Origin of the sequence: Microcoleus sp. S36a_B3 (assembly GCF_036700745.1) — a bacterium.
In the GTDB taxonomy this organism is placed as follows: domain Bacteria; phylum Cyanobacteriota; class Cyanobacteriia; order Cyanobacteriales; family Microcoleaceae; genus Microcoleus.
Window position 1 is genome coordinate 107,039 of the sequence record NZ_JAUBPN010000011.1, and the last position, 22,821, is coordinate 129,859.

Genomic DNA, 22,821 nt, shown 5'->3' on the forward strand with positions numbered 1-22,821 from the left:
GGTGGAACAGGCTTTCGGGCCTGTTCCTGACACCCCACAATTAACTCCTTACCAAGAAGAGCCTGTTAACAGTATAAAATAACCAATAAGTGAATATTTGACCAACAGCAATTTGTCATCCATCTTTCGATAGAAGTAATCAGAGACTGCTTTAGTCGGATAATATTAATAATCCCCAGAAATATTCCCCCCTTCCCCTTCAAACTCGTCAAAGGTAACGGTCATGTCAACTGCACAGCTCACAGCCAATCCCAATAATGTTTATGCCAAACAGTTACTCAGAACCTTAGTAGCTGTCAAAAAAGGGGACTTTTCAGTGAGGATGCCCATAGACCAGACCGGTCTAGCCGGCAAAATTGCTGACGAACTTAACGACATTATCGAGCTCAATCAGAGAATGGCCGCCGAACTCGATCGCATCGGCACAGTTGTCGGGAAAGAAGGCAAAATCGCCCAGCGCGCCACCATCGGCAACGTAGAAGGTTCCTGGGCAGCTAGCGTCAATTCTGTCAATACCCTAATTACAGATTTAGTGCAACCAACATCAGAAACCGCCAGAGTAATTCGGGCCGTAGCAAAAGGAGATTTATCGCAAACCATCCCCCTAGAAATAGAAGACAGACCACTCAAAGGAGAATTCCTCCAAACAGCCAAAATTGTCAACACAATGGTAGACCAATTGAGTTCCTTCGCCTCAGAAGTAACCAGAGTTGCTAGAGAAGTAGGAACCGAAGGCAAATTAGGCGTACAAGCAGAAGTGGAAGGAGTAGCAGGAACCTGGAAAGATTTAACAGATTCAGTTAACTCAATGGCCGGGAATTTAACAGCCCAAGTCCGCAACATTGCCGAAGTGACAACCGCTGTAGCCAATGGCGATTTATCTAAGAAAATTACCGTAGATGTTAAAGGGGAAATTCTCGAACTGAAAAACACGATTAACGTCATGGTGGATCAGTTGAGTTCCTTCTCATCAGAAGTAACCAGAGTGGCGCGGGAAGTAGGAACAGAAGGCAAATTAGGCGTACAAGCAGAAGTCAGAGGAGTAGCAGGAACCTGGAAAGATTTAACAGATTCAGTTAACTCAATGGCCGGGAATTTAACAGCCCAAGTCCGCAACATTGCCGAAGTGACAACCGCTGTAGCCAATGGCGATTTATCTAAGAAAATTACCGTAGATGTTAAAGGGGAAATTCTCGAACTGAAAAACACGATTAACATCATGGTTGATCAGTTGAATTCCTTCGCCTCAGAAGTAACCAGAGTTGCGAGAGAAGTTGGTTCCGAAGGCAAACTAGGCGGTCAAGCAGAAGTTAAAGGAGTTGCGGGAACTTGGAAAGATTTAACTGATAGCGTTAACTTCATGGCCGGCAGTTTGACATCACAAGTCCGCAACATTGCTGATGTGACAACCGCTGTGGCCAAGGGCGATTTATCTAAGAAAATTACCGTCGATGTCAAAGGTGAAATTCTGGAGTTAAAAAACACCGTCAACACGATGGTTGACCAGTTGAATTCCTTCGTATCAGAAGTGACCAGAGTAGCGCGGGAAGTAGGAACCGAAGGCAAATTAGGCGTACAAGCAGAAGTGCAGGGAGTAGCAGGAACCTGGAAAGATTTAACGGATTCTGTTAACTCGATGGCCAACAATTTAACAGCACAAGTCCGCAACATTGCTGATGTGACGACTGCTGTTGCTAACGGTGATTTATCTAAGAAAATTACGGTACAGGTTAAAGGCGAAATTTTAGAACTGAAAAACACCATTAACGTGATGGTGGATCAACTTAATTCCTTCGCCTCAGAAGTAACGCGGGTGGCGAGGGAAGTGGGGTCGGAAGGTAAACTCGGCGGTCAAGCAGATGTCCGAGGCGTAGCAGGAACCTGGAAGGATTTAACGGATAGTGTTAACTTTATGGCCGGCAGTTTGACGGCGCAAGTGCGGAATATTGCTGCGGTGACGACTGCTGTAGCAAATGGCGATTTATCTAAGAAAATTACTGTTGATGTTAAAGGTGAAATCCTAGAGTTAAAAAACACTGTCAACACGATGGTTGACCAGTTAAATTCCTTCGCCTCAGAAGTAACTAGGGTTGCTAGGGAAGTAGGAACAGAAGGGAAATTAGGTGTGCAAGCTGAGGTGAAAGGAGTTGCAGGAACCTGGAAAGATTTAACAGATTCAGTTAACTCGATGGCCGGGAATTTAACAGCACAAGTCCGCAACATTGCTGAAGTGACAACTGCGGTGGCTAATGGCGATTTATCCAAGAAAATTACCGTTGATGTTAAGGGCGAAATTCTTGAACTGAAAAACACGATTAATATCATGGTTGATCAGTTGAGTTCCTTCTCATCAGAAGTAACCAGAGTTGCTAGGGAAGTAGGAACCGAAGGCAAATTAGGGGTGCAAGCTTACGTGCGCGGGGTAGGCGGAACTTGGAAAGATTTAACAGATTCAGTTAACTTGATGGCGGGGAATTTGACGGCGCAGGTGCGGAATATTGCGGAAGTGACGAAGGCGGTAGCAAATGGAGATTTGTCCAAGAAAATTACCGTTGATGTTAAAGGCGAAATTCTGGAGTTGAAAGATACTATTAATGTGATGGTTGATCAGCTTAATTCCTTCGCTTCTGAGGTGACGCGGGTGGCGCGGGAGGTAGGAACTGAGGGTAAATTGGGCGGTCAAGCTGAGGTGAAAGGAGTTGCGGGGACTTGGAAAGATTTAACCGACAATGTAAACTCGATGGCGGAGAATTTGACGGCGCAAGTGCGGGGTATTGCTAAAGTTGTGACGGCGGTGGCGAATGGCGATTTGAAGCGTAAATTAATTCTGGAAGCTAAGGGAGAAATTGCGACTCTGGCTGATACGATTAACGAGATGATCGATACGCTGGCGACGTTTTCGGATCAAGTTACTACGGTGGCGCGGGAAGTTGGAATTGAAGGGAAATTGGGTGGTCAGGCGAAGGTTCCGGGGGCGGCGGGGACGTGGCGAGATTTGACGGACAATGTGAATGAATTGGCGGCGAATTTGACTACTCAGTTGCGGGCGATCGCCGAAGTGGCAATTGCTGTTACCAGAGGCGATTTAACGAGGTCAATTTCCGTCGCTACTGAAGGAGAAGTTGCCATTGTTAAAGATAATCTGAACCAGATGATCGTCAATCTCCGGGAGACAACGCATAAAAATACTGAGCAAGATTGGCTGAAAACAAACCTGGCTAAGTTCACTCGAATGCTACAAGGTCAGCGGGATTTAGAAACTGTTTCTAAACTAATTTTATCTGAACTGACACCGCTGGTTTCTGCTCAGCATGGTGTCTTTTTTATGATGGAATCTGTAGAACATGATCCGTTTCTCAAACTGTTAAGTACCTACGCCTACCGGGAACGCAAGCATATAGGAAATAGATTCAGTTTAGGTGAAGGTTTGGTCGGACAGTGCGCCCTGGAAAAAGAACGAATCCTGTTGACGGAAGTACCGGACAATTACGTTAAAATTAGCTCTGGGCTGGGAGAATCTGCACCGCTGAATGTCGTGGTTTTACCCGTACTGTTTGAGGGGAAAGTGACGGCGGTAATTGAGTTAGCTTCGTTCCGTCGCTTCAGCGAAATACATTTGACATTTCTTGACCAACTTACAGAAAGTATCGCGATTGTTTTAAATACAATTGGGGCGAGTATGCGGACGGAAGAGTTATTAAAACAGTCGCAGTCTTTGACAGAAGAGTTGCAAACTCAGCAAAGGGAACTAACGGAAACTAACAAGCGTCTCGAACAACAGGCGCAGTCGCTCCGCGCATCTGAGGAATTGTTGAAAAATCAGCAGGATGAGTTGCAACAAACGAATGAAGAATTAGAAGAACAAGCTGAATTGTTGGCGCTGCAAAATAAGGAAGTTGAGCGGAAAAACCGAGATATTGAACAGGCGAGGGCGTTGCTGGAAGAAAGAGCTGAACAGTTGGCTCTCACTTCTAAGTATAAGTCGGAGTTTCTGGCAAATATGTCTCACGAGTTGCGAACTCCGCTGAATTCGCTGTTGATTTTGGCTCGATTGCTTTCTGATAATCCTGACGGCAATTTGACTGCTAAGCAAGTTGAATACACGCGCACTATTTATTCGGCGGGAACTGATTTGTTAGAGTTGATTAATGACATTTTGGATCTGGCTAAGATTGAATCGGGCACGATGTCGGTGGATATTGAGCAAGTTTTGTTTGGGGATTTGCGAGAGCATTTGGATCGAACTTTCCGCCAAATCGCTCTGGATAAGAAGTTGAGTTATAAAATAGAGCTTGAGGCTGGGTTGCCAAAAGGTATCTATACTGATGCTAAACGGCTGCAACAAGTTTTGAAGAATCTTCTCTCTAATGCTTTTAAGTTTACTGAACGGGGTGAGGTGAAGTTGCGTGTCGAAGTAGTGCGGGAAGGGTGGAGTTTAGAGATTGAAGCTTTAACGAGTTCTGCTACTGTTTTGGCTTTCTCGGTTAGCGATACGGGGATTGGGATTTCTGCTGACAAACACAGGGTTATTTTTGAGGCTTTCCAACAAGCTGATGGTAGCACTAGCCGGAAATACGGGGGCACGGGTTTGGGTTTGTCGATTAGTAGAGAAATTGCTAATCTGTTAGGGGGAGAAATTAAGTTGACGAGTCGCGCTGGTGAGGGTAGTAAATTCACGCTTTATCTGCCGCAAACTTATCAAGAATCTGGCATAATGAACGATCGCGATTCTGGAACCGACAACCCAACGCCCCAGTTGCCGCCTGGTGTTTCTGTGACTGTTCCTGCGCCGAATTTCCATTTGCCGATCGCGCCTTATCCGTCGGTTACAATATCTGATGACCGAGAAAATATTGAGAGTGGCGATCGCATTCTTTTGATTATCGAGGATGATGTCAATTTTGCTCGAATTCTGGTGGATATGGCGCAGGAACAGGGTTTTAAAGCTTTGGTTGCTTTGCGGAGCGATATCGGTTTGGCGATGGCGCGAGAGTTCAAGCCAACTGCGATTATGCTTGATCTAAATTTGCCTGTGATGGATGGCTGGACGGTGCTCGATCGCCTGAAGCACGACGCGAGTACGCGCCACATTCCGGTTCACATTGTATCAGTTGAAGAAGGGCGGCAGCGCAGTTTGCAGTTAGGGGCGATCGCCTATTTACAAAAGCCTGTCAGTCATGAGGCGCTGAGCAAATCTTTGACTGATATTAAGGGTTTTGTGGATCGACCGGTGAAAAATTTGCTCGTTGTCGAAGACGACGCAACGCAACGTCTTAGCATTGTGGATTTAATCGGCAATCACGATGTTTCAACGACGGCTGTGGGTAGCGGTGCAGAGGCGCTAGAAACTTTGAAGTCTGGGCATTTTGACTGCATTGTGCTCGATTTGGGACTGCCAGATATGACTGGTTTTGAACTGATCGAACAGATCAAGCAAGAGCCGAATTTGAAAAGTTTGCCGATTATTATTTATACGGGCAAAGAGTTGACTAGAACTGAAGAAACTCAACTGAAGCGGATGGCGGAAACAATAATTATTAAAGATGTGCGATCGCCAGAGCGGCTTTTGGATGAAACTGCTTTGTTCTTGCACCGAGTCCAAGCAAATTTGCCGGAACCGAAGCGCCAAATGCTAGAGCAGTTGTATCAAACAGATTCGACACTTGCGGGCAAAAAAGTCTTGATTGTTGACGACGACGTGCGGAATATCTTCGCCCTCACGAGTATGCTGGAGCGCCATCTAATGCAAATTGTGTTTGCTGAAAACGGCAGAGAGGGCATTGCTCAGTTGCAAAATACGCCTGACATCAATATTGTGTTGATGGACGTGATGATGCCGGAGATGGACGGTTACGAAACAATGGAGGCAATTCGCAAGATGCCTCAATTCGGTTCGCTGCCAATGATTGCTCTTACTGCGAAAGCTATGAAGGGCGATCGGGAAAAATGTATCGAAGCTGGGGCATCTGACTACATCACGAAGCCTGTTGATACGGAACAATTGCTATCGCTGCTGCGCGTTTGGCTTTATAGATAATGGAAGTCATCAGTCATTAGTCATTAGTCATTAGTCATCAGTCATCAGTCATCAGTCATCAGTCATTAGTCATTAAGCTGTCGGATATTTAAATTGTATGTCAAAAAACAATTCCCCGTCTTGTGGGGTGTCCCGCCCGCCCTGAATATACAATTTAAATGCGCTACAGCTTAGTCATTAGTCATTGTGGATTGTGGGCTGTGGACTGTGGGCTGTGGACTGATGACAAATCACAAATAACTAAGGACTAATAACTAATAACAAATAACAAATAACTAAGGACTAAGGACTAAGGACTAAGGACTAATGACTAAGGACTAAGGACTAATGACTAATGACTAAGGACTAATGACTAATGCCCGAAACCCATGAACTTGAAACAATCGAAATTCAACTCCTACTAGAGGGAATATTTCGCTATTACGGATTTGATTTTCGTAATTATGCTCTTGCGTCTATCAAGCGTCGCATTTGGAACACTATTCGCTCGGAACGGCTCACTACGGTCTCTGGACTTCAGGAAAAGATACTCCATAATCCTGCCTGTTTAGAGCGTTTTTTGGTGGATGTTTCTGTTAATGTAACTACGATGTTTCGTGACCCTAAATTTTACATTAGTTTCCGAAAAAAAGTAGTACCGATGCTGCGTACTTATCCTTTTATTCGCATTTGGCACGCTGGATGTTCAACGGGAGAAGAAGTCTATTCTATGGCAATTTTGCTGCAAGAAGAAGGGCTGTACGATCGCTGTCGAATTTATGCTACCGACATGAACGAATTAGTGTTAAAAACAGCCAAGGCTGGTATATTTCCTTTGAAACAAATGCAAGAATATACGCAGCTCTACCACCAAGCAGGGGGCAAGAAAGCGTTTTCTGAGTATTATACTGCTGCCTATGAAAATGCTATTTTTGGGTCTTCACTTAAAGATAACATGGTCTTTGCTCACCACAACTTAGCAACAGATACTTCTTTTAATGAATTTAATGTAATTGTGTGCCGCAATGTGCTGATTTATTTCAATTCACAGCTTCAAGAGCGGGTACACAAGCTTTTTTATGAGAGTTTGGGAATGTTTGGAGTTTTAGGATTAGGACATCAGGAGTCTCTCACTTTTACACCTTATGAAAAAAACTATGAAGCAGTTGAAAGAAGTGACAAAATCTACCGCAAAATTAAATAAAAATATTTTTGAGATAGTGGTTGTTGGCACGTCTTTGGGAGGGCTAGATGCTCTGACTGTCCTGCTGGGAGATTTGCCACAAAGTTTTCCTTTACCTGTGGTTATTGTCCAACACCGCCATAAGACTTCTCCCAACAGGCTTACGGATTTTTTACAACAGCAAAGCTCTCTCCAAATCACGGAGGCCGAGGACAAAGAGCCGATCGCACCTGGCCGGGTTTACTTGGCTCCCGCTGACTATCACTTGCTCATAGAATTGCCTTGGGTGGAGAAATTTAGCCTTGATGAAAACGACGGTACAGCATGGAAGAGCGCGGCGGTGGAGCCGATAGACAATTCAAAATCCCCAATCCTCAGTCGCGTTTCTACTACATTTGCACTATCAACTGATCCTCCTGTCTGCCACGCGCGGCCCTCTATCGATGTGCTGTTTGAGTCTGCTGCTGATGCCTTTGGGGAGCGCGCTATTGGCATAATTTTAACAGGAGCTAGTTCTGATGGTACTGCTGGGCTGGCAAAAATTAAAGCTGAAGGAGGATTGACATTTGTGGAGGAACCGGCTTCTGCTTTTTGCCGGACAATGCCTGCATCTGCGATCGCAAATGTTGAAGTAGACTGGATTTTACCCCTTTCTCAAATCGCTCCCTGTTTGGTCAACTTGCTAACAATTAAAAATTAAAAAATTTATGAATGTGCAGCCCGAAGATCGAGTAAATGTCCTGATAGTTGACGATCGCTCAGAAAATTTGGTGGCTCTGGAAGCTATTTTGAAGAACCAGTCTTATAATTTAGTCAAGGCAAATTCAGGCGCAGAAGCTCTGAGATGTCTGCTTCATCAAGATTTTGCGGTAATTTTGCTTGACGTGCAGATGCCGGGAATGGATGGATTTGAGACAGCAACAATGATTCGCTCTAGAGATCGATCGCGATCGACTCCGATTATTTTTATCACAGCATTCAGCAGTAATGACACCCACGTATTTAAAGGTTATTCTCTGGGTGCGGTGGATTACCTCTTCAAACCGTTGGAACCGGAAATATTGACATCGAAGGTGGCGGTATTTGTGGAATTGTTCCAAAAAACTGCCGAGGTGAAGCGACAAGCAACAGAGTTAGCTGCTGTTAATAATGAACTCAGTAAAAGTGAAGAACGATTTCGGACTTTATGTGCTTGTTCGCCCCTGGGAATTTACTTAGCTGATGTTGCAGGCCGTTGTACTTATCTGAATCCCCGATGTCAAGCGATTTCTGGGTTAATTTTAGATGAAAGTTTGGTGTCAGTTTGGCAGCGTTCGGTTCATCCTGAAGACCGCGATCGCGTAGTAGCAGATTGGTCGGGTTGGATTAAAGAAGGTCAGGAATATTCGAGTGAGTTTCGATTAGCTGATAACGAAGATGTGCGTTGGATTAACGTACAGTCTTCGCCAATGTTTTCGGATTTGGGAATACTGCTCGGTCACGTTGGAACTGTTAGAGATGTCACAGACCGCAAGCAAGCAGAGGAAGAACGCGGCCGACTGCTCCGCGAACAAGTAGCGCGGCAAGAAGCTGAGAGAGCTAACCAGATGAAGGATGAATTTTTGGCTATTCTCTCCCACGAACTCCGTACTCCTTTAAATGCGATTCTCGGCTGGTCTAGGCTGCTTAGGGCAAAAAAGTTTGACCAAGCAACGGTTGATAAAGCTCTAGAGACTATTGAGCGCAATGCTAAATCTCAAGCGCAACTCGTTGAAGATATTTTAGATGTTTCGCGAATTTTGCGCGGAAAATTAAATTTTAATTTGTATCCGATTCAGTTAAAAAATGTGATTGAAATGGCAATTGATTCTCTGAAACCGTTGGCAGAGACAAAATCAATTGTGATAGTATTTCAAGCTGACTCAAAGGTTGGTAAAGTTATAGGCGATAGCGATCGCTTGCAGCAAGTAGTCTGGAATTTGCTTTCTAATGCGATTAAGTTTACTCCTGAAGGGGGTAAAGTAGATGTGCGGTTGGAGTTAGTGGGCGATGAGGCGCAAATTCAGGTAATTGATAGCGGAATTGGTATTAATCCTGATTTTCTGCCTTATGTTTTCGATCGCTTCCGCCAAGCTGATAGCAGCACAACGAGGTCTTACGGGGGTTTGGGGCTGGGATTGGCGATCGTCAGTCACTTGGTGGAACAGCACGGCGGTAACGTTAGGGCAGAGAATAATCCGGGCGAGGGTGCGAAATTCACGGTTTTTCTGCCAGTTGAGGGAAACGGGGAAGGTGCTGTTGATGATTGCTTTGAACTCGATGAGGTGTCAGAGGCTCTGCCAACTTTGGCTAATTTGCAATTGCTGGTGGTGGATGATGACGATGACACGCGGGACTTTTTGATTGCTGTACTCGAAGATGAAGGAGCTGTGGTGCGATCGGCGGCATCGGTGGCCGAGGCTCTAGCTGCACTGGAGAGTTTTTGGCCGGATGTGCTGCTGAGCGACATTGGAATGCCGCAAGCAGACGGCTATGAGTTAATCGCGCGGGTGAAAGAAATGGAAGTGCTGCGCGAGCGAAAAATGCCTGCGATCGCCCTGACGGCTTACGTGAGAGAGTCCGATCGCCGACAAGCGCTGGAAGCTGGTTTCCAGATGCACTTATCTAAACCTGTTGAGGTAACTAAGTTAATTGCAGGAATTGCCAACCTCGCAGGAATCCTCAGAAATCCGGTGGGCCTCAAAGCTGTTGCATCATTCAATTTAAAAGGCCACAGATCCGACGCTCAAAGGGACTCGGCGGTTGAAACCGCCTGAGAGTAAAACTATCGCTGATCGACAGCGACGGGGTATCTAAGCCGGATTTGGTAAGTGGTACTGCATTTAAATTGTATTGGGCGATCGGGCGGCACATCAAAAATCCTCAAATCCTCAAATCCTCTCCCCCTCTCCCCCTTTCTCCCGATCCCTCTCCCCATATCCCCCTTTCCCGTGCCGATTACCAAGAAAAATATTAAACTAGCTGAAAGGACGAGCGATCGACAGTTCGGAACAAGACACCGGTGTTTCCCCAAAAAACCGGACATTTACCGTTTTTTGCTTTAACCTGCCTTTCAACTACAAAATTACCTGACATTCAATACATGAATATTTTTAGCAGTCTGCTTTCCGCGCCAACTAAACAACCCCAAGTCACAAAACAGCGTCGAGGCATTGAAATTAAGTCGGAACGCGAAATCGAAATAATGCGGCAGGCGGCGAAAATTGTCGCAACCGTACTGAAAGAAATTTCGCAAATTGTGAAACCGGGAATGACTACTGCTGATTTGGATGTTTATGCCGAAAAACGCATCCGAGAAATGGGTGCAACTCCCAGTTTTAAAGGCTATCACGGTTTCACCGGCTCGATTTGCTCTAGCATTAATAACGAAGTTGTTCACGGCATCCCCAGCCGCAAAAAAGTAATTCGTGCCGGAGATGTTCTGAAAGTAGATACGGGAGCATATTACCAAGGTTTTCACGGCGATTCTTGCATCACGATCGCAGTTGTGGAGGTGACACCGGAATCTGCAAAATTAATTAGAGTCGCAGAAGAAGCTCTCTATAAAGGTATCGAACAAGTGAAGGCTGGAGCTTATTTGCTCGATCTCGCCGGTGCGATCGAAGATCATGTCAAAAGCAACGGTTTTAGTATCGTTGAGGAGTTTACCGGCCACGGTGTCGGGCGCAATTTGCACGAGGAACCGTCGGTTTTCAATTTCCGCACTCGCGAAATGCCGAATGTGAAATTGCGATCGGGTATGACATTGGCGATCGAGCCGATTCTGAATGCGGGTTCTAAGTACACTCGGACGCTGGCTGACAAGTGGACTGCTGTAACGGTGGATAATGCTATGTCGGCTCAGTTTGAGCATACTGTGTTGGTGACGGACACCGGTTATGAAATTTTGACCGATCGTTCAAAAGTTTAAGTCGGAATAGTTCAAGAATAGACAAGATTGTAAAAGTCCTTTTCATCAACTTTTAGGGCGCAAAGCGGATCTTCGTCCCACAAGAAAAAAAGATTTTTGTGGGATGAGTTTTTAGCTGATCTGGGATCGATTAACCGCAATACTAATATTAGTTCGTAGTGCAGACTTAAGTTCGCACTACAAACCAAGCGTTTTTGCGGTTAATTGAGCGGATATGATATTATAGCCACTCCTAACTATTTTGGTAATCTTGTCTGTTGCAGCAAAACAAAACTCAAAACTCTTGAGTTGAACCACAATTTTTTGAATTGCTTCTATAGATGGAGTGACAATAATAGTTAAATTCAGCTAAGTTCAAAGATAATAGCGATCAAACGTAAGGGTAACGGATATGTCAGCACGATTATTATTGGTAGATGATGAACCGGGCTTGCGGGAAGCGGTACAAGCTTATTTGGAAGATAGCAATTTTTCGGTTGAGGTTGCCAGTAATGCTCGGGATGGGTGGGAACTCTTGCAGCAGCACAATCCTGATTTGGTGATTTCAGACATCATGATGCCGCAGGTGGACGGCTATCAGTTTCTCAAGCAAGTGCGGGAAGATCCTCGTTATAAGGCTTTGCCGGTGGTGTTTTTGACGGCTAAGGGGATGACGGGCGATCGCATTCAAGGCTATCAAGCCGGCTGCGATGCTTATCTTTCTAAACCCTTCGATCCCGACGAATTAGTAGCAATTGTCACCAATTTGTTAGCGCGCCGCGCGGCTGCTAAGGAGACAGGCGAAAATGCTGAAAGTCCTGATATTGCTGCTTTGGCTAGCCAAATGGCGAGAATTGAGTCTTTGTTGAGCGGGCGAAGTTCGATCGTCCAAAGTGCTTCGCCGATTAAAATTGATTTGACTCCCCGAGAGCAAAGTGTTTTGGATTTGGTTGCTCAAGGTTTGATGAATAAAGAAATTGCTCGCCGTTTGGAAACAAGCGTGCGGAATGTGGAAAAGTACGTCAGTCGCTTGTTTAGCAAGACTGGTACTAACAGCCGTACTGAGTTGGTTCGCTACGCGCTAGAACACGGTTTGACTAAGTAGGATTCCTCTCGACTTTGCTTTGGGCTCTTCCTCCCCGATCTGCGTTACCAGGCTCTTCCTGGTAACGAGAATGCTGCAAAAAATTAAAAATGTTAAGATATAATTATTGACACATCTGCGGTGGGTATGGTATAGCAAATCAGCTAGCAGGCGGAAGCGCGGGGCTGCGATCGAACTTCTCACCGTTTTGACTCTGGGATTGACACTGGCGATCGAGCTCGGGAATTACTTAATTGGCAAACCTGACTGTTTAAGAGTTTTTACGTAGTAAACAGAAGTAGGAACCCTTGACAAAATACCCTCAGTTTCCGCCCGTGCAAACTTCGCGCGAAGTTTCAAAGCTCGAATTATATTTTATCTGACAACAAACTACTATTCATTAATAACAGGGATCTAAAGTAGTGGCGGATGTTGAATTTAGAGGAGAAAAATTTAGTTGATACCAGGAGGATCTCATGCGGAAAATTACGGCGCGACAAAGGATAAGTGCAATGATCGCACTGCCGATCGCACTAATGGCTAATACAAATCAAGCTTTGGCCGCCGATACTGTTCAGAAAATCGATCCAATTAAAGAAGTTTCAAGTTTTGGCGACGAGCTAGATTTTGAGATGGCGCTACCAACAACAATCGCCATTGAAGAAAGCGAGGATTGGGATCAACCTGATTTTTCAGCTACTAACTTAGATATGGAGATTACTAAATTTATGACAGAAAATCTGCCACTTATAACTATTGAGGAGCCGCCAGCCGTAGTTTATCTCAGTGCGGCCAGGGGTCAGTCCACCAGACAATGCCGGATTTCCGGGATATGTGAATGATTGAGTCAGATTTGTGCGGTTTGTGCGATCGGCTTTTCCAATAGGTATAATTCTCGCTGTGCGAGGGTAAAACAATCAGTAAAATCCAGCAGATTTTCCTGAACTTATGCCAATAACAGAGTATGTATTTTTTCGGGTATGCTTTAACTATATCTAGTAAAACAATCGGACAGTTTCAAGGCTTGGGCGTGGGGAGCTAGAAACTCGGTTTTTACGAGTTTTGGAAAAACGAGAAATATAAGAAGAAACCGGGTTTCTGAGTTTAGCACATTTGGTTCGTAGTGCGGACTTAATTCCGCACTACGAACGGTTTTGGATTTCTGAGGTTAGTATGCGTGCACGATGACATAGATCGGGCTAGTTTTGTAGCAACAAACTCGCTTGTATCAAAGTGATATCCATGCTTAAAAACCCGACAATCCGTAAGGTGCTAAAATCCGTTCCCGAACTTTCTTCTTTCTAGAGCATCTATTCCATCATAATTTTCAAAGACTATGATTAACTCGCACTGCAGCCAAGACACCGCAGCACAGCAAAACAAAAGTTCGCTGCAAACTCTCTCTCGCACTCTGTCGATGTCTCAGGGACAATTTTCGCTGATTTTAGTGCGGTGCAATTATAGTGCCATGAAAGAAGAAACTCTACGGCTATTGCGAGAGGAGTCTGGGATTGAGATTCGAGAAATTGTCCTCCCGGCATCTGTTAAAACTCTTTACACGACGATAGAAACCGAACTTGACGGTAGCAGGCCGCCAGCTTTAATGGTGTTTGGATTGGAGTCGGTAAGTGCGATCGATCGCGTGCTGACTTCTACCAACTACGTCAGGGAAGAATTTCGCAATAACTTTCCCTTCCCCATAGTGCTGTGGGTGACAGACAAAATACTCAAAAAAATGATTCGGTTAGTAACAGATATCGAGACTTGGACGACAACAGTAGAATTTGTGCAAGGCCCCGACGAATTGGTAGATTTTCTGGCAAAAAGTGCCGATCGCATTTTTGCCAGCATTTTAGAAACTGGCAATTGGCGCTTAAGTAATTGTGCCATTCTAGGAGCCAATTCTTTGACAGAACTAGAGTCAGCCAGCCAAGACTTGCAAACTTGCAACATCAGATTAGAACCGGCCATCGAAGCAAATTTGCAATTTATTCGCGCCAGAGAAGAATATGCTTTTCACCGCATCGATGCAGCCATTAAATTGTATCAAAAAAGTCTCGATTTTTGGAAATATCAAGTAGCATTCTTGGGGACGCAAACAGAATTTAGCGAATTATTATTTACCGCTCACCCCGCACCGGTTTTAGAAGGAATTCTGCTATTCCACATCGGTCTTTGCTACCGCTTCCAAGCAGAAAAGAACCGCAGCGATAACCGTCCTTACTGGACAGAAGCTAAGAATTATTTTCAGGAATGTATTAATGTTTTAGAACGCGCCGGACAGTGGGATGCTGTTGGTACATTCATCAATCAACTCGGGGAAGTATTGCAACATTTAGAAGATTGGGATGCACTCTGGAATTTAGCTATCAAAGCTCGGAGGTTACATCAAAATATGAAAAATTCAGCAGTTAATTTAGCTCAAGATTATGGCTTTTTGGCTAGAGTAGCCTTAGAGCAAAAAAACTGGGAAGGGGCGAAAGAATGGGCTTTAATCGCTCTAGAGGTTCTAAACTCCAAATTAAAAGCGACGGGACAGGGAATGCCTGTAAAATCGCAGCATAAAGGCTTGTATCTATTAATTTTAGCAGAGGCTCAGAGCGAGTTGGGCGAGATAGAAGAGGCGATCGCCCATTTAGAGTTTGCTCGCTCGGAAACCAAACCTTGCTACAACCCGCAACTGTATTTGCGGGTTTTAGAAATGCTGCGAGTAGTTTATTTTCAGCGGGGAGAATATCTCAAAGCATTTCAAATCAAGCAAGACTATCGAGGAGTAGAACATACCTATCGGTTTCGAGCTTTTATTGGAGCCGGAAAATTGCAGCCGCACAGAGAAGCGATAGATCCCGCCGAAACAGTTACCGCCGCTGCTACCATTGCTGACGAAATAACTGCTTCCGGTAGAGAACAAGACCTCAACCGATTGATATATAGAATGAACAATACACCAGACAAACTGACAGTAATTTACGGTCAGTCTGGAGTCGGAAAAAGTTCAATTATCACAGGGGGATTAGTCCCCGCTCTTAGACAAAAAAAGATAGAAATGCGGACTGTTTTGCCGATCGTCCTGCAGGTTTACAACAACTGGCCCCAGGAATTGACCAGACAGTTATCTGCTGCGAAAGCTGAAATATTCAATCTCGAAAGTTCTGAAGCAGTACCGAGTTCCGCAGAGGTTGATTTGACCCCAGCAGCAGGCGCAGTCAGTACAAATCTTGTTTCGACTGCGGAAAATCTGGAGATAATTAAGGATTTACAGCCTGTAGAAATAATCGTCAAAAAACAGGCGATCGAATACGAAAAAATTATCAAAGAACTGCAAATCAATTCCGAACATCTAGTGACAGTTCTGATATTTGACCAATTTGAAGAATTCTTTTTCGTGTGGAAAGAGCCAACAGAAAGGCAGATATTTTTTGATTTCTTGCGGGAATGTTTGAAAATCAAGTATTTAAAAGTCGTCCTGTCTTTGCGGGAAGATTACCTGCACTATTTGCTGGAATTTTCCCGACCAAAAAACCAAACACAATTCATCAATAATGATATTTTAGCGGACGTTCTTAGCAAAGATATTCTATTTTATTTGGGAAATTTTTCCCTAGCAGATGCGCGCTCGGTAATTTACACTTTAACTGAGCGATCGCAATTTAACTTAGAACCGGAGCTAATCGAAGAATTAGTCAAAGATTTAGCTGGAGAATTGGGAGAAGTCCGCCCGATCGAACTACAACTTGTCGGCGCTCAACTGCAACAAGAAAACATTAGAACTTTAAGCCAATATCAGGAACTAGGTAACAATCCTAAACAAAAATTAGTCGAAAATTTCCTCGAAGAAGTAATCAAAGATTGCGGCCCGGAAAATGAAGGGGCGGTGCGCCGAGTTTTGTATTTCCTTACAGACGAAAATGAGATTCGCCCCCTAAAAACTCGCGCCGAATTAGCCTCCGATTTAGCGACAGTTGCCGAATCTGAAAAGTTAGATTTAGTTTTAGAACTGTTAGTAAAATCCGGCTTAGTGTTTCAGTGGATGGAACTGCCGGCAGAGCTTTATCAACTGGTTCACGACTATTTAGTTAGCTTCATCCGCCAGCAACAGGAATTAGATAACAAGGCAGAATTTGAGGAATTGCGAAAGCAAAACAAAATTAACCGAGATGAAATTGACCAAATTCGCAAAGATAGAGAGCGAGATGCTTTGCTGTCGGAAGCTAGAGATAAACAGCGCCAAGCCCGAGACAAACAGCACGAAGCGGAAGCTCAACTTTACAAAAGTCGGAGATGGCAATTGCGGGTGGCGGTGTTGGGAGTGCTGGTACTCGGAGGAGTTTCGGGGATGGCATTCTATCAAGCAAAATTAGCAGAAAGCGCGCGACAAGAAGCGGAAACAAGTCGGACAGATGCCTTGAATTCGGCATCGGAAGCTTTGGTGGTTTCTAACGATCAAAATCAATTAGCAGTGTTGAAAAACAGTATCAAAATCGGTCGCGGTTCTCAGAAAAGTACAGCGCTACCTGTGGATACTAAAAATCAAATTACTGAGAGGCTCAGACAAGCTGTTTCAGGAGTGCAAGAACGCAATCGTTTCGAGCATCACGATAAGTCTGTTTTGGATGTAAGTGTCAGTCCAGATGGCAATTTTGTTGCTTCGGCAAGTGCTGACAAAACTGTTAAATTGTGGAGCAAAGAAGGTAAGTTATTAAAGACTTTTAAGCACGGCGATATTGTGACGAGTGTGAGTTTTAGCCCGGATGGGAAAACGATCGCGACTGGTAGTGCCGATCGCACAATTAAAATTTGGCAAGTAGATAATGACCAAAGTGCGATCGCTACTTTATCCGGCCACCGCGATATCGTCACCAGCGTTAGCTTCAGCCCCGACGGCAAAACCCTAGCTTCTGCGAGTCACGACAACACCGTAAAAATCTGGAATCTGGGAAACAAAAAATTGCTGCAAACATTGACCGGACACAAAGATTGGGTACTCGGCGTGAGTTTCAGCCCCGACGGCAAAACAATTGCCTCAGCAAGTGCTGACAAAACTATCAAACTTTGGAACCGACAAGGTAAAACCCAGAAATTTCAAATTAATCCCAAAACATTAACCAAACATTCTGACATTGTATACAGCGTTAAATTCAGCCCAAACAATCGAGAACTCGTCTCAGCCAGTGCCGACACCACAGCCAAAATTTGGAACCGAAAGGGTGAGGAAATCACAACTCTCAAAGGACACAACGATGAAGTTCTGAGTGCGAGTTTCAGTAGCGACAGCGAAAAAGTTGTCACCGGCAGCGCCGACGATACGGTAAAAGTTTGGAGTCGCAGCGGCACATTGCTAAGCACTTTTCGAGGAAATAAAGATGATGTAAGGGCAGTAAGTTTCAGTCGCGACGGCACGATTGCCTCCGCAAGTAAGGACAAAATGGTAAAAATTTGGCAACCGGACAGAACTCCGTTGAATCAGATTTTATATGGACACGAAGACTGGGTTTACAAAGTCAGTTTTAGTGCAGATGGCACAACAATTGTTTCTGCTAGCGGAGACAAGACAGTGAGACTTTGGAACACTGATGGCAGTTTATTAAAAATCTTAAAAGGTCATCAGGATTCTGTAATTTGGACGAGCTTTTCACCGGACAATAAAACTGTTGCTTCTGCCAGCAATGACAAAACGGTGAAAGTTTGGAGTTTAGACGGGAAACTGTTAGATACTTTGAAGCATAACGGCGTTGTTAGAAGCGTGAGTTTTAGTCCAGATGGCAAGATAATTGCCACCGCCAGCGGTGCCGATCGCAAATTGTACCTCTGGCGCTGGAACGGTTCTAAAGCAACTTTGCTGACAAAACTCGATCATACCAATCCAGTAATTAGCGTTAGTTTCAGTCCCGACGGCAAAACTATTGCTACTGCTACGGCTGCTGACAACAAGGAAAGCGGGAAAAACAATGTGGGTGAAATTGCTGCAGAAAAAAAAGTTTACCTCTGGCAATTTAACGGTTCGTCGGCGAAGCGTTTGACAACTCTCAACCACGAAGATACGGTGAGGAATGTGACTTTTAGTCCCGACGGTAAGACGATTGCTGCTGCTTGTGCTGACAAAAAAGTTTATTTGTGGGCGTTTGATGGAACGGCGGCAAATTTAACTGAAAAACTAGACCACAGCGATACTGTGGAAAGTGTTAGTTTCAGTCCAGACGGGAAGTTGATTGCGGCGGCGAGTGCGGGAAATACTGTTAAGCTGTGGAATTTTAACGGTAGGAAAGCGCTGCTATCTAAAACTTTGGAATTGGGCGATCGGGTGTTGAGCGTTACTTTTAGTTCTGATAGCAAAACTCTGGCTTTTGCTAATAGGGATAAGACTATAATTCTCTTACCTTTGCAAAATTTGGAACTGAATAATATTATTGCTCGTAGTTGCGAATGGGTGGGAGATTATTTGCAGAATGACCCGAATGTTACTGAGGGCGATCGAATGCTTTGTCTGGGGTTTGGGAAGCAAGCCTTCAATAAAAAGAAGTAAACCCTCAAGGATTATCCCTCTCGAACTCGATTTTATGCGGATGAAGAAAAAGTTGCTTTCCGATGCTGCAAACCTAGCTTTAAATAGAGATTGAAACATCTATCTGTTGACAGGTTTTTTAAGCTGTAAAATTGCGGTAAAATTTTAGTCATAAATTTAAATTCTTTGGCGGTTCGCCCGTCGCATCAACCCGCAATTCAAACAAAAGGTAAACCGCATGGACACCAACTCCCAAAATATCCAACCCGTTCCGCCCTTCAACGAGAAAAATGAGGAAACACCAGACATTGGTGGCGGTTTACCCGTAATTGAATATTGGGCAGAACATACCTTGTCCCCCGAAGGCCCGAAACTTTGGAAAACTTTGCTTCACAATAGTGCTTGTTTGTCCTGTTCTTGGGGCACTGGCGGGCAGAAAGGAGGCTTTACTAATGAAGAGGGCGAAAAACTTCAGCGCTGCATGAAAAGCGTTGAAGCAATCTCCGCTGAAATTAAACCTGCTGTTAAGACGAGCTATTTTGAACAGCACAATATTGCAGAACTCCAGCAATTAACTTCAATGGAATGTGACAGGCTGGGAAGGCTGAGTTTCCCGATGATTTTGCGCGCTGGTTCGTCTCATTACGATCGCATTTCTTGGGAAGAAGTTTATCAAATTGCCGGGGATGCGTTTCGCAAAACCCCCGAAAGAGTCGCATCTTACAGTTCCGGTCGCTCTTCCAACGAGGCGGCTTTTTTACTGCAATTGATGATGCGGGCGATGGGCTCTAATAACTTAGCAGATTGTTCGGATTTGTGCCACGCTCCCTCAACCACCGGGTTAAGCGAAATGTTTGCTACCCGCACCTCAATAGTGAGTCTAGAAAACTTGAAGCAAGCAGATTGCGTCGTGCTCGCGGGCGCGAATTCTGCCTACAATCATCCCCGCTTCATGAACGAGTTGATTAAAATCCGCGACAAAGGCGGTAAAATAATTATCATCAACCCCGTGATGGAAATCGGGTTAGTCAAATTTGGTTCTCCAGCATTTCCCGTCAAGTCGCTCATCCCCGGTTCCGATATTTCCTCGCTCTACTTGCAACCAATTCCCGGCAGCGACACTGCCTTATTTGTTGGCATTCAAAAATCTGTAATCGAACAAGGATTGCTGGATGAAAAATATTTGCAAGCCCACACCGAAGGCTGGGAAGCAGTAGTGCAGCACGCCCGCGAAACCGACTGGGAAACTATTACTACAACTTGCGGGGTTTCGCAAGCAGAAATTGAGGCAGCCGCCAAAATTATCGGCAATTCAAAGCGAGTTGTATTCGGTTGGGCGATGGGAATTACCCAACAAAAAAACGGCGTAGATAATGTTTTTAGCATCGCCAACACTGCTTTGATGACGGGAAATGTCGGCAAAACAGGGGCGGGATTAATGCCGGTGAGGGGACACTCAAACGTCCAAGGATTCGGCTCTATGGGCGTGACTGTGAATCTTAAAAAAGAAATCCAAGCCGCTCTCGAAAAGTTGTTAGATCGTCCCCTGAGCCGCGTTAAGGGTTACGAAACTCGATCGCTCATTGAAGCAGCAGATGCAGGCAAAGTCGATACGTTAATCTGTCTGGGCGGCAACTTGTACGCAGCCAACCCAGATTCAACTCAAGCAAAACGCGCTTTAGGTAAGATTGAAACTATTATCTACCTCGCAACCAAACCGAATTTAGGGCATTTTAACGGATTGGCAAAGCACAATACAATTGTGATTCCCGTGCTGAATCGCTTTGAAAACCCCCACAAAACAACGGTAGAATCTGGTAATAACTTTGTGCGTTTCAATGATGAAGGCGAAACTCACCTCAAAGATTCTGACTTAATTCCAGAAGTGCATTTTTTGACCGAATTGGCGAGCAGAATTCACGGCAGTTATCCAGTAAACTGGCGCCAACTGCAAGATACGCGATACATTCGACAATTGATTGCTAAAACAATTCCCGGCTATGAAAAAATGGCCACAATTGATGATACAAAAGAGGAATTTACCATCAGCGGGCGGATTTTTATGGAACCTAAATTCCCCACTGATTCCGGCAAAGCCAAGATGTTTGTCGCGCCTTTACCAGCACTAAAATTACCGGAAATTAAAGATTTTGGTGTATCGGAATCGGTGCGCGGTTTAGTGGTGGCGTTGATGACGGGACGCAGTTATTCTCAGCACAATACTGTGGTTTACAAAATTGATGACAAGTACCGGGGAATGCCGCACCGAAACTGCATTTTGATGAATCGCGAGGATGCGGAAAGCGCGGGTATGCAAGAGCATCAGCGGGTGACGGTGCAGGGAAATGTGGGGAAAATGGAAAATGTTGAGGTGATTTACGGGGCGGTTCGTGCGGGTGCTGCTTTGATGTTTTATCCTGAAGTTAATGTGATTTTTCACCCAGAGATTGAAAAGCGATCGGGCACGCCTGCTTACAAGCGAGTACCTGCTTTGGTATACGCATAAATTTGGGATTAGTAGTAAATGTAGGGTGCGTCAGCTATGATTATTTTCGGAACAAACAATCTCCGACTCATATCAAATCCGGTAGCATCAGAATGATTCAGATATATATTCTCTCCCTCTGTGTACTCTGTTTACTCTGTGGTTAAATCATTCCGATGCAAGCGGAAACGATATGACGCACGCCCGGAATTAATGGTGCGTCATAATTAGAGTTTTCCCGCACGATCGCAAATCTCGAATTTAACGCACCCTACTAATTTTGGTCAGCTCAAAAATCGGGGATTAATTGTTGATTTGCAAAGCTCTCCCGCGCCAAGTCCATCCCCAACCGGTTTCTGTTTTGATGGCGGAACCGATCGCAATTGCGGCAATTAACGCACCTCCCAAACCTCCCAACCACCAGTATTTCGTCGAACACTCGGAAATTTCGGCACCCAAGCGGCGCAAAGTGTAATGATGCCAAATTACGATTGCCGATAAACAAATAGTTAACAAGGTAATTGGTAATTGGTAATTGGTAATTGGTAATTGGCGATCGGTAATGATGTTAGCAATTTCGCCGTTAACCAGCAAAATACCTAATGCCAACCAGGGCATCGGATAAAGAAAAAACATTATGGCGGCCATGTAAACCATCATGCCCCAATTACGGTTAGCGCCGAGATACAAATTCTTTGTCCAGCCTTCCCACAAGGCGCTCCAAGACCGATACATCCGCACGGATGCCAAATTTGCCCCGGAATAAAGTCCGAGCTTTAAATTCGCACGTTTGATGCGTCTGGCTAATTCCACATCTTCGACAATTTCGCCGGCAACGGCTTCGTGTCCGCCGATTTTTTCGTAGGCCGATCGCCTAAATAGCATAAATGGGCCGCCTGCAAAAGCACTGTCTATTTTTGCAGGATCGTTAACAGCGGTAAAATCGAAGCAAACTGCTAAATGATTGAACATTAATGGCTGTACCAACCATTCGGCAAAACACTCGCAAACCAGGGCTGGCATACAGGTAAACAAGTCTATTTTCTCTGTTTCTGCTGTGGCAATTGCGGTTTCGATCGCCCCCGGTTTGAGCCGCACGTCAGCATCGATAAATAATAGGAAGTCTCCGGTTGCTACCTGAACAGCTTGGGCGCAGACCCAGTTTTTGCCGGCCCAATATTGGTTGGTAGGTCGCGGCTGACCTGCTAATATTTTAAGGCGGGGGTCGTTGAGTTCCTGTTGTAGGGTTTGGGCGATCGACTTAGTGTCGTCTGTCGATCGATCGTCTGCAATCAAAACCTCTAGGTTGTCCTCCGTCAGCGCTGTACTCTCCAAAATGGCGATCGCGCAATCCCGAATATTCTCAGCTTCGTTGTATGCTGGTACGATTACCGAAACTTTGGGGAAGAACCCGGTAGAGGGCTGTAACTGCTGAGCTGAACTGCTGTCAGTGCGAGGCGCATTTTGCACCGATCGGCGCAAATTCTTAGTGTAAGCTCTACTTACAATCAGAGAAAAAATTAACAGTGTTAACAATATCAAAGCGAACTGACCTCAAAATTTCGGTGCACAGTTTGTCTCCTTAAATATTAAAAAATATTAAAACAAAAAGCTAGTCGATCG

General features: G+C 44.9%; 10 protein-coding genes. 9 read left to right on the forward strand and 1 reads right to left on the reverse strand.

The genetic code is table 11. The features are described from left to right. Nucleotides 1-223: 223 nt before the first annotated feature. From QUA01_RS14365 to QUA01_RS14405, 9 genes are all read left to right on the forward strand, one after another. Nucleotides 224-6,037, forward strand: coding sequence for a HAMP domain-containing protein (locus QUA01_RS14365; protein ID WP_333092277.1), 5,814 nt, complete (start codon nt 224-226; stop codon nt 6,035-6,037). A gap of 355 nt (nt 6,038-6,392) precedes the next feature. Then, a complete protein-coding gene (locus tag QUA01_RS14370; protein ID WP_194067749.1) occupies nt 6,393-7,220 on the forward strand; it encodes a CheR family methyltransferase in 828 nt (275 codons plus the stop codon). Then, a complete protein-coding gene (locus QUA01_RS14375) occupies nt 7,192-7,899 on the forward strand; it encodes a chemotaxis protein CheB (protein WP_333092276.1) in 708 nt (235 codons plus the stop codon). Before QUA01_RS14370 ends, QUA01_RS14375 begins: the two co-directional genes overlap by 29 nt. A 7-nt stretch (nt 7,900-7,906) precedes the next feature. Continuing rightward, the gene (locus tag QUA01_RS14380; protein ID WP_333092274.1) at nt 7,907-9,994 is read left to right on the forward strand and encodes a hybrid sensor histidine kinase/response regulator; all 2,088 of its coding nucleotides are present in this window, start codon (nt 7,907-7,909) and stop codon (nt 9,992-9,994) included. Nucleotides 9,995-10,320: 326 nt separating this feature from the next. After that, nucleotides 10,321-11,148, forward strand: coding sequence for a type I methionyl aminopeptidase (gene map, locus QUA01_RS14385; protein ID WP_194011501.1), 828 nt, complete (start codon nt 10,321-10,323; stop codon nt 11,146-11,148). Nucleotides 11,149-11,539: 391 nt separating this feature from the next. After that, the gene (locus tag QUA01_RS14390; RefSeq protein ID WP_194011497.1) at nt 11,540-12,232 is read left to right on the forward strand and encodes a response regulator transcription factor; all 693 of its coding nucleotides are present in this window, start codon (nt 11,540-11,542) and stop codon (nt 12,230-12,232) included. Between the two features lie 455 nt (nt 12,233-12,687). After that, nucleotides 12,688-13,053, forward strand: a complete 366-nt coding sequence (locus tag QUA01_RS14395; RefSeq protein WP_333116117.1) for a hypothetical protein — start codon at nt 12,688-12,690, stop codon at nt 13,051-13,053. Nucleotides 13,054-13,547: 494 nt separating this feature from the next. Continuing rightward, entirely contained in the window at nt 13,548-18,734 is a 5,187-nt protein-coding gene (locus QUA01_RS14400; RefSeq protein ID WP_333092272.1) for a WD40 repeat domain-containing protein, read from the forward strand. 217 nt (nt 18,735-18,951) lie between these two features. After that, complete coding sequence (locus QUA01_RS14405) at nt 18,952-21,219, forward strand: FdhF/YdeP family oxidoreductase (protein ID WP_333092271.1); 2,268 nt, start codon at nt 18,952-18,954, stop codon at nt 21,217-21,219. A gap of 282 nt (nt 21,220-21,501) precedes the next feature. Here QUA01_RS14405 and QUA01_RS14410 read toward each other — a convergent pair whose 3' ends face one another. Next, nucleotides 21,502-22,740 (reverse strand): glycosyltransferase, encoded by a 1,239-nt coding sequence (locus QUA01_RS14410; RefSeq protein WP_333092269.1) that lies wholly within the window; start codon nt 22,738-22,740, stop codon nt 21,502-21,504. Nucleotides 22,741-22,821: the final 81 nt, after the last annotated feature.

Bases quoted from the DNA above. Each gene is read 5' to 3' on its own strand.
- QUA01_RS14405 (WP_333092271.1), top strand. From the start codon at position 18,952: ATGGACACCAACTCCCAAAATATCCAACCCGTTCCGCCCTTCAACGAG.
- QUA01_RS14370 (WP_194067749.1), top strand. From the start codon at position 6,393: ATGCCCGAAACCCATGAACTTGAAACAATCGAAATTCAACTCCTACTA.
- QUA01_RS14395 (WP_333116117.1), top strand. From the start codon at position 12,688: ATGCGGAAAATTACGGCGCGACAAAGGATAAGTGCAATGATCGCACTG.
- QUA01_RS14380 (WP_333092274.1), top strand. From the start codon at position 7,907: ATGAATGTGCAGCCCGAAGATCGAGTAAATGTCCTGATAGTTGACGAT.
- map (WP_194011501.1), top strand. From the start codon at position 10,321: ATGAATATTTTTAGCAGTCTGCTTTCCGCGCCAACTAAACAACCCCAA.
- QUA01_RS14365 (WP_333092277.1), top strand. From the start codon at position 224: ATGTCAACTGCACAGCTCACAGCCAATCCCAATAATGTTTATGCCAAA.
- QUA01_RS14390 (WP_194011497.1), top strand. From the start codon at position 11,540: ATGTCAGCACGATTATTATTGGTAGATGATGAACCGGGCTTGCGGGAA.
- QUA01_RS14400 (WP_333092272.1), top strand. From the start codon at position 13,548: ATGATTAACTCGCACTGCAGCCAAGACACCGCAGCACAGCAAAACAAA.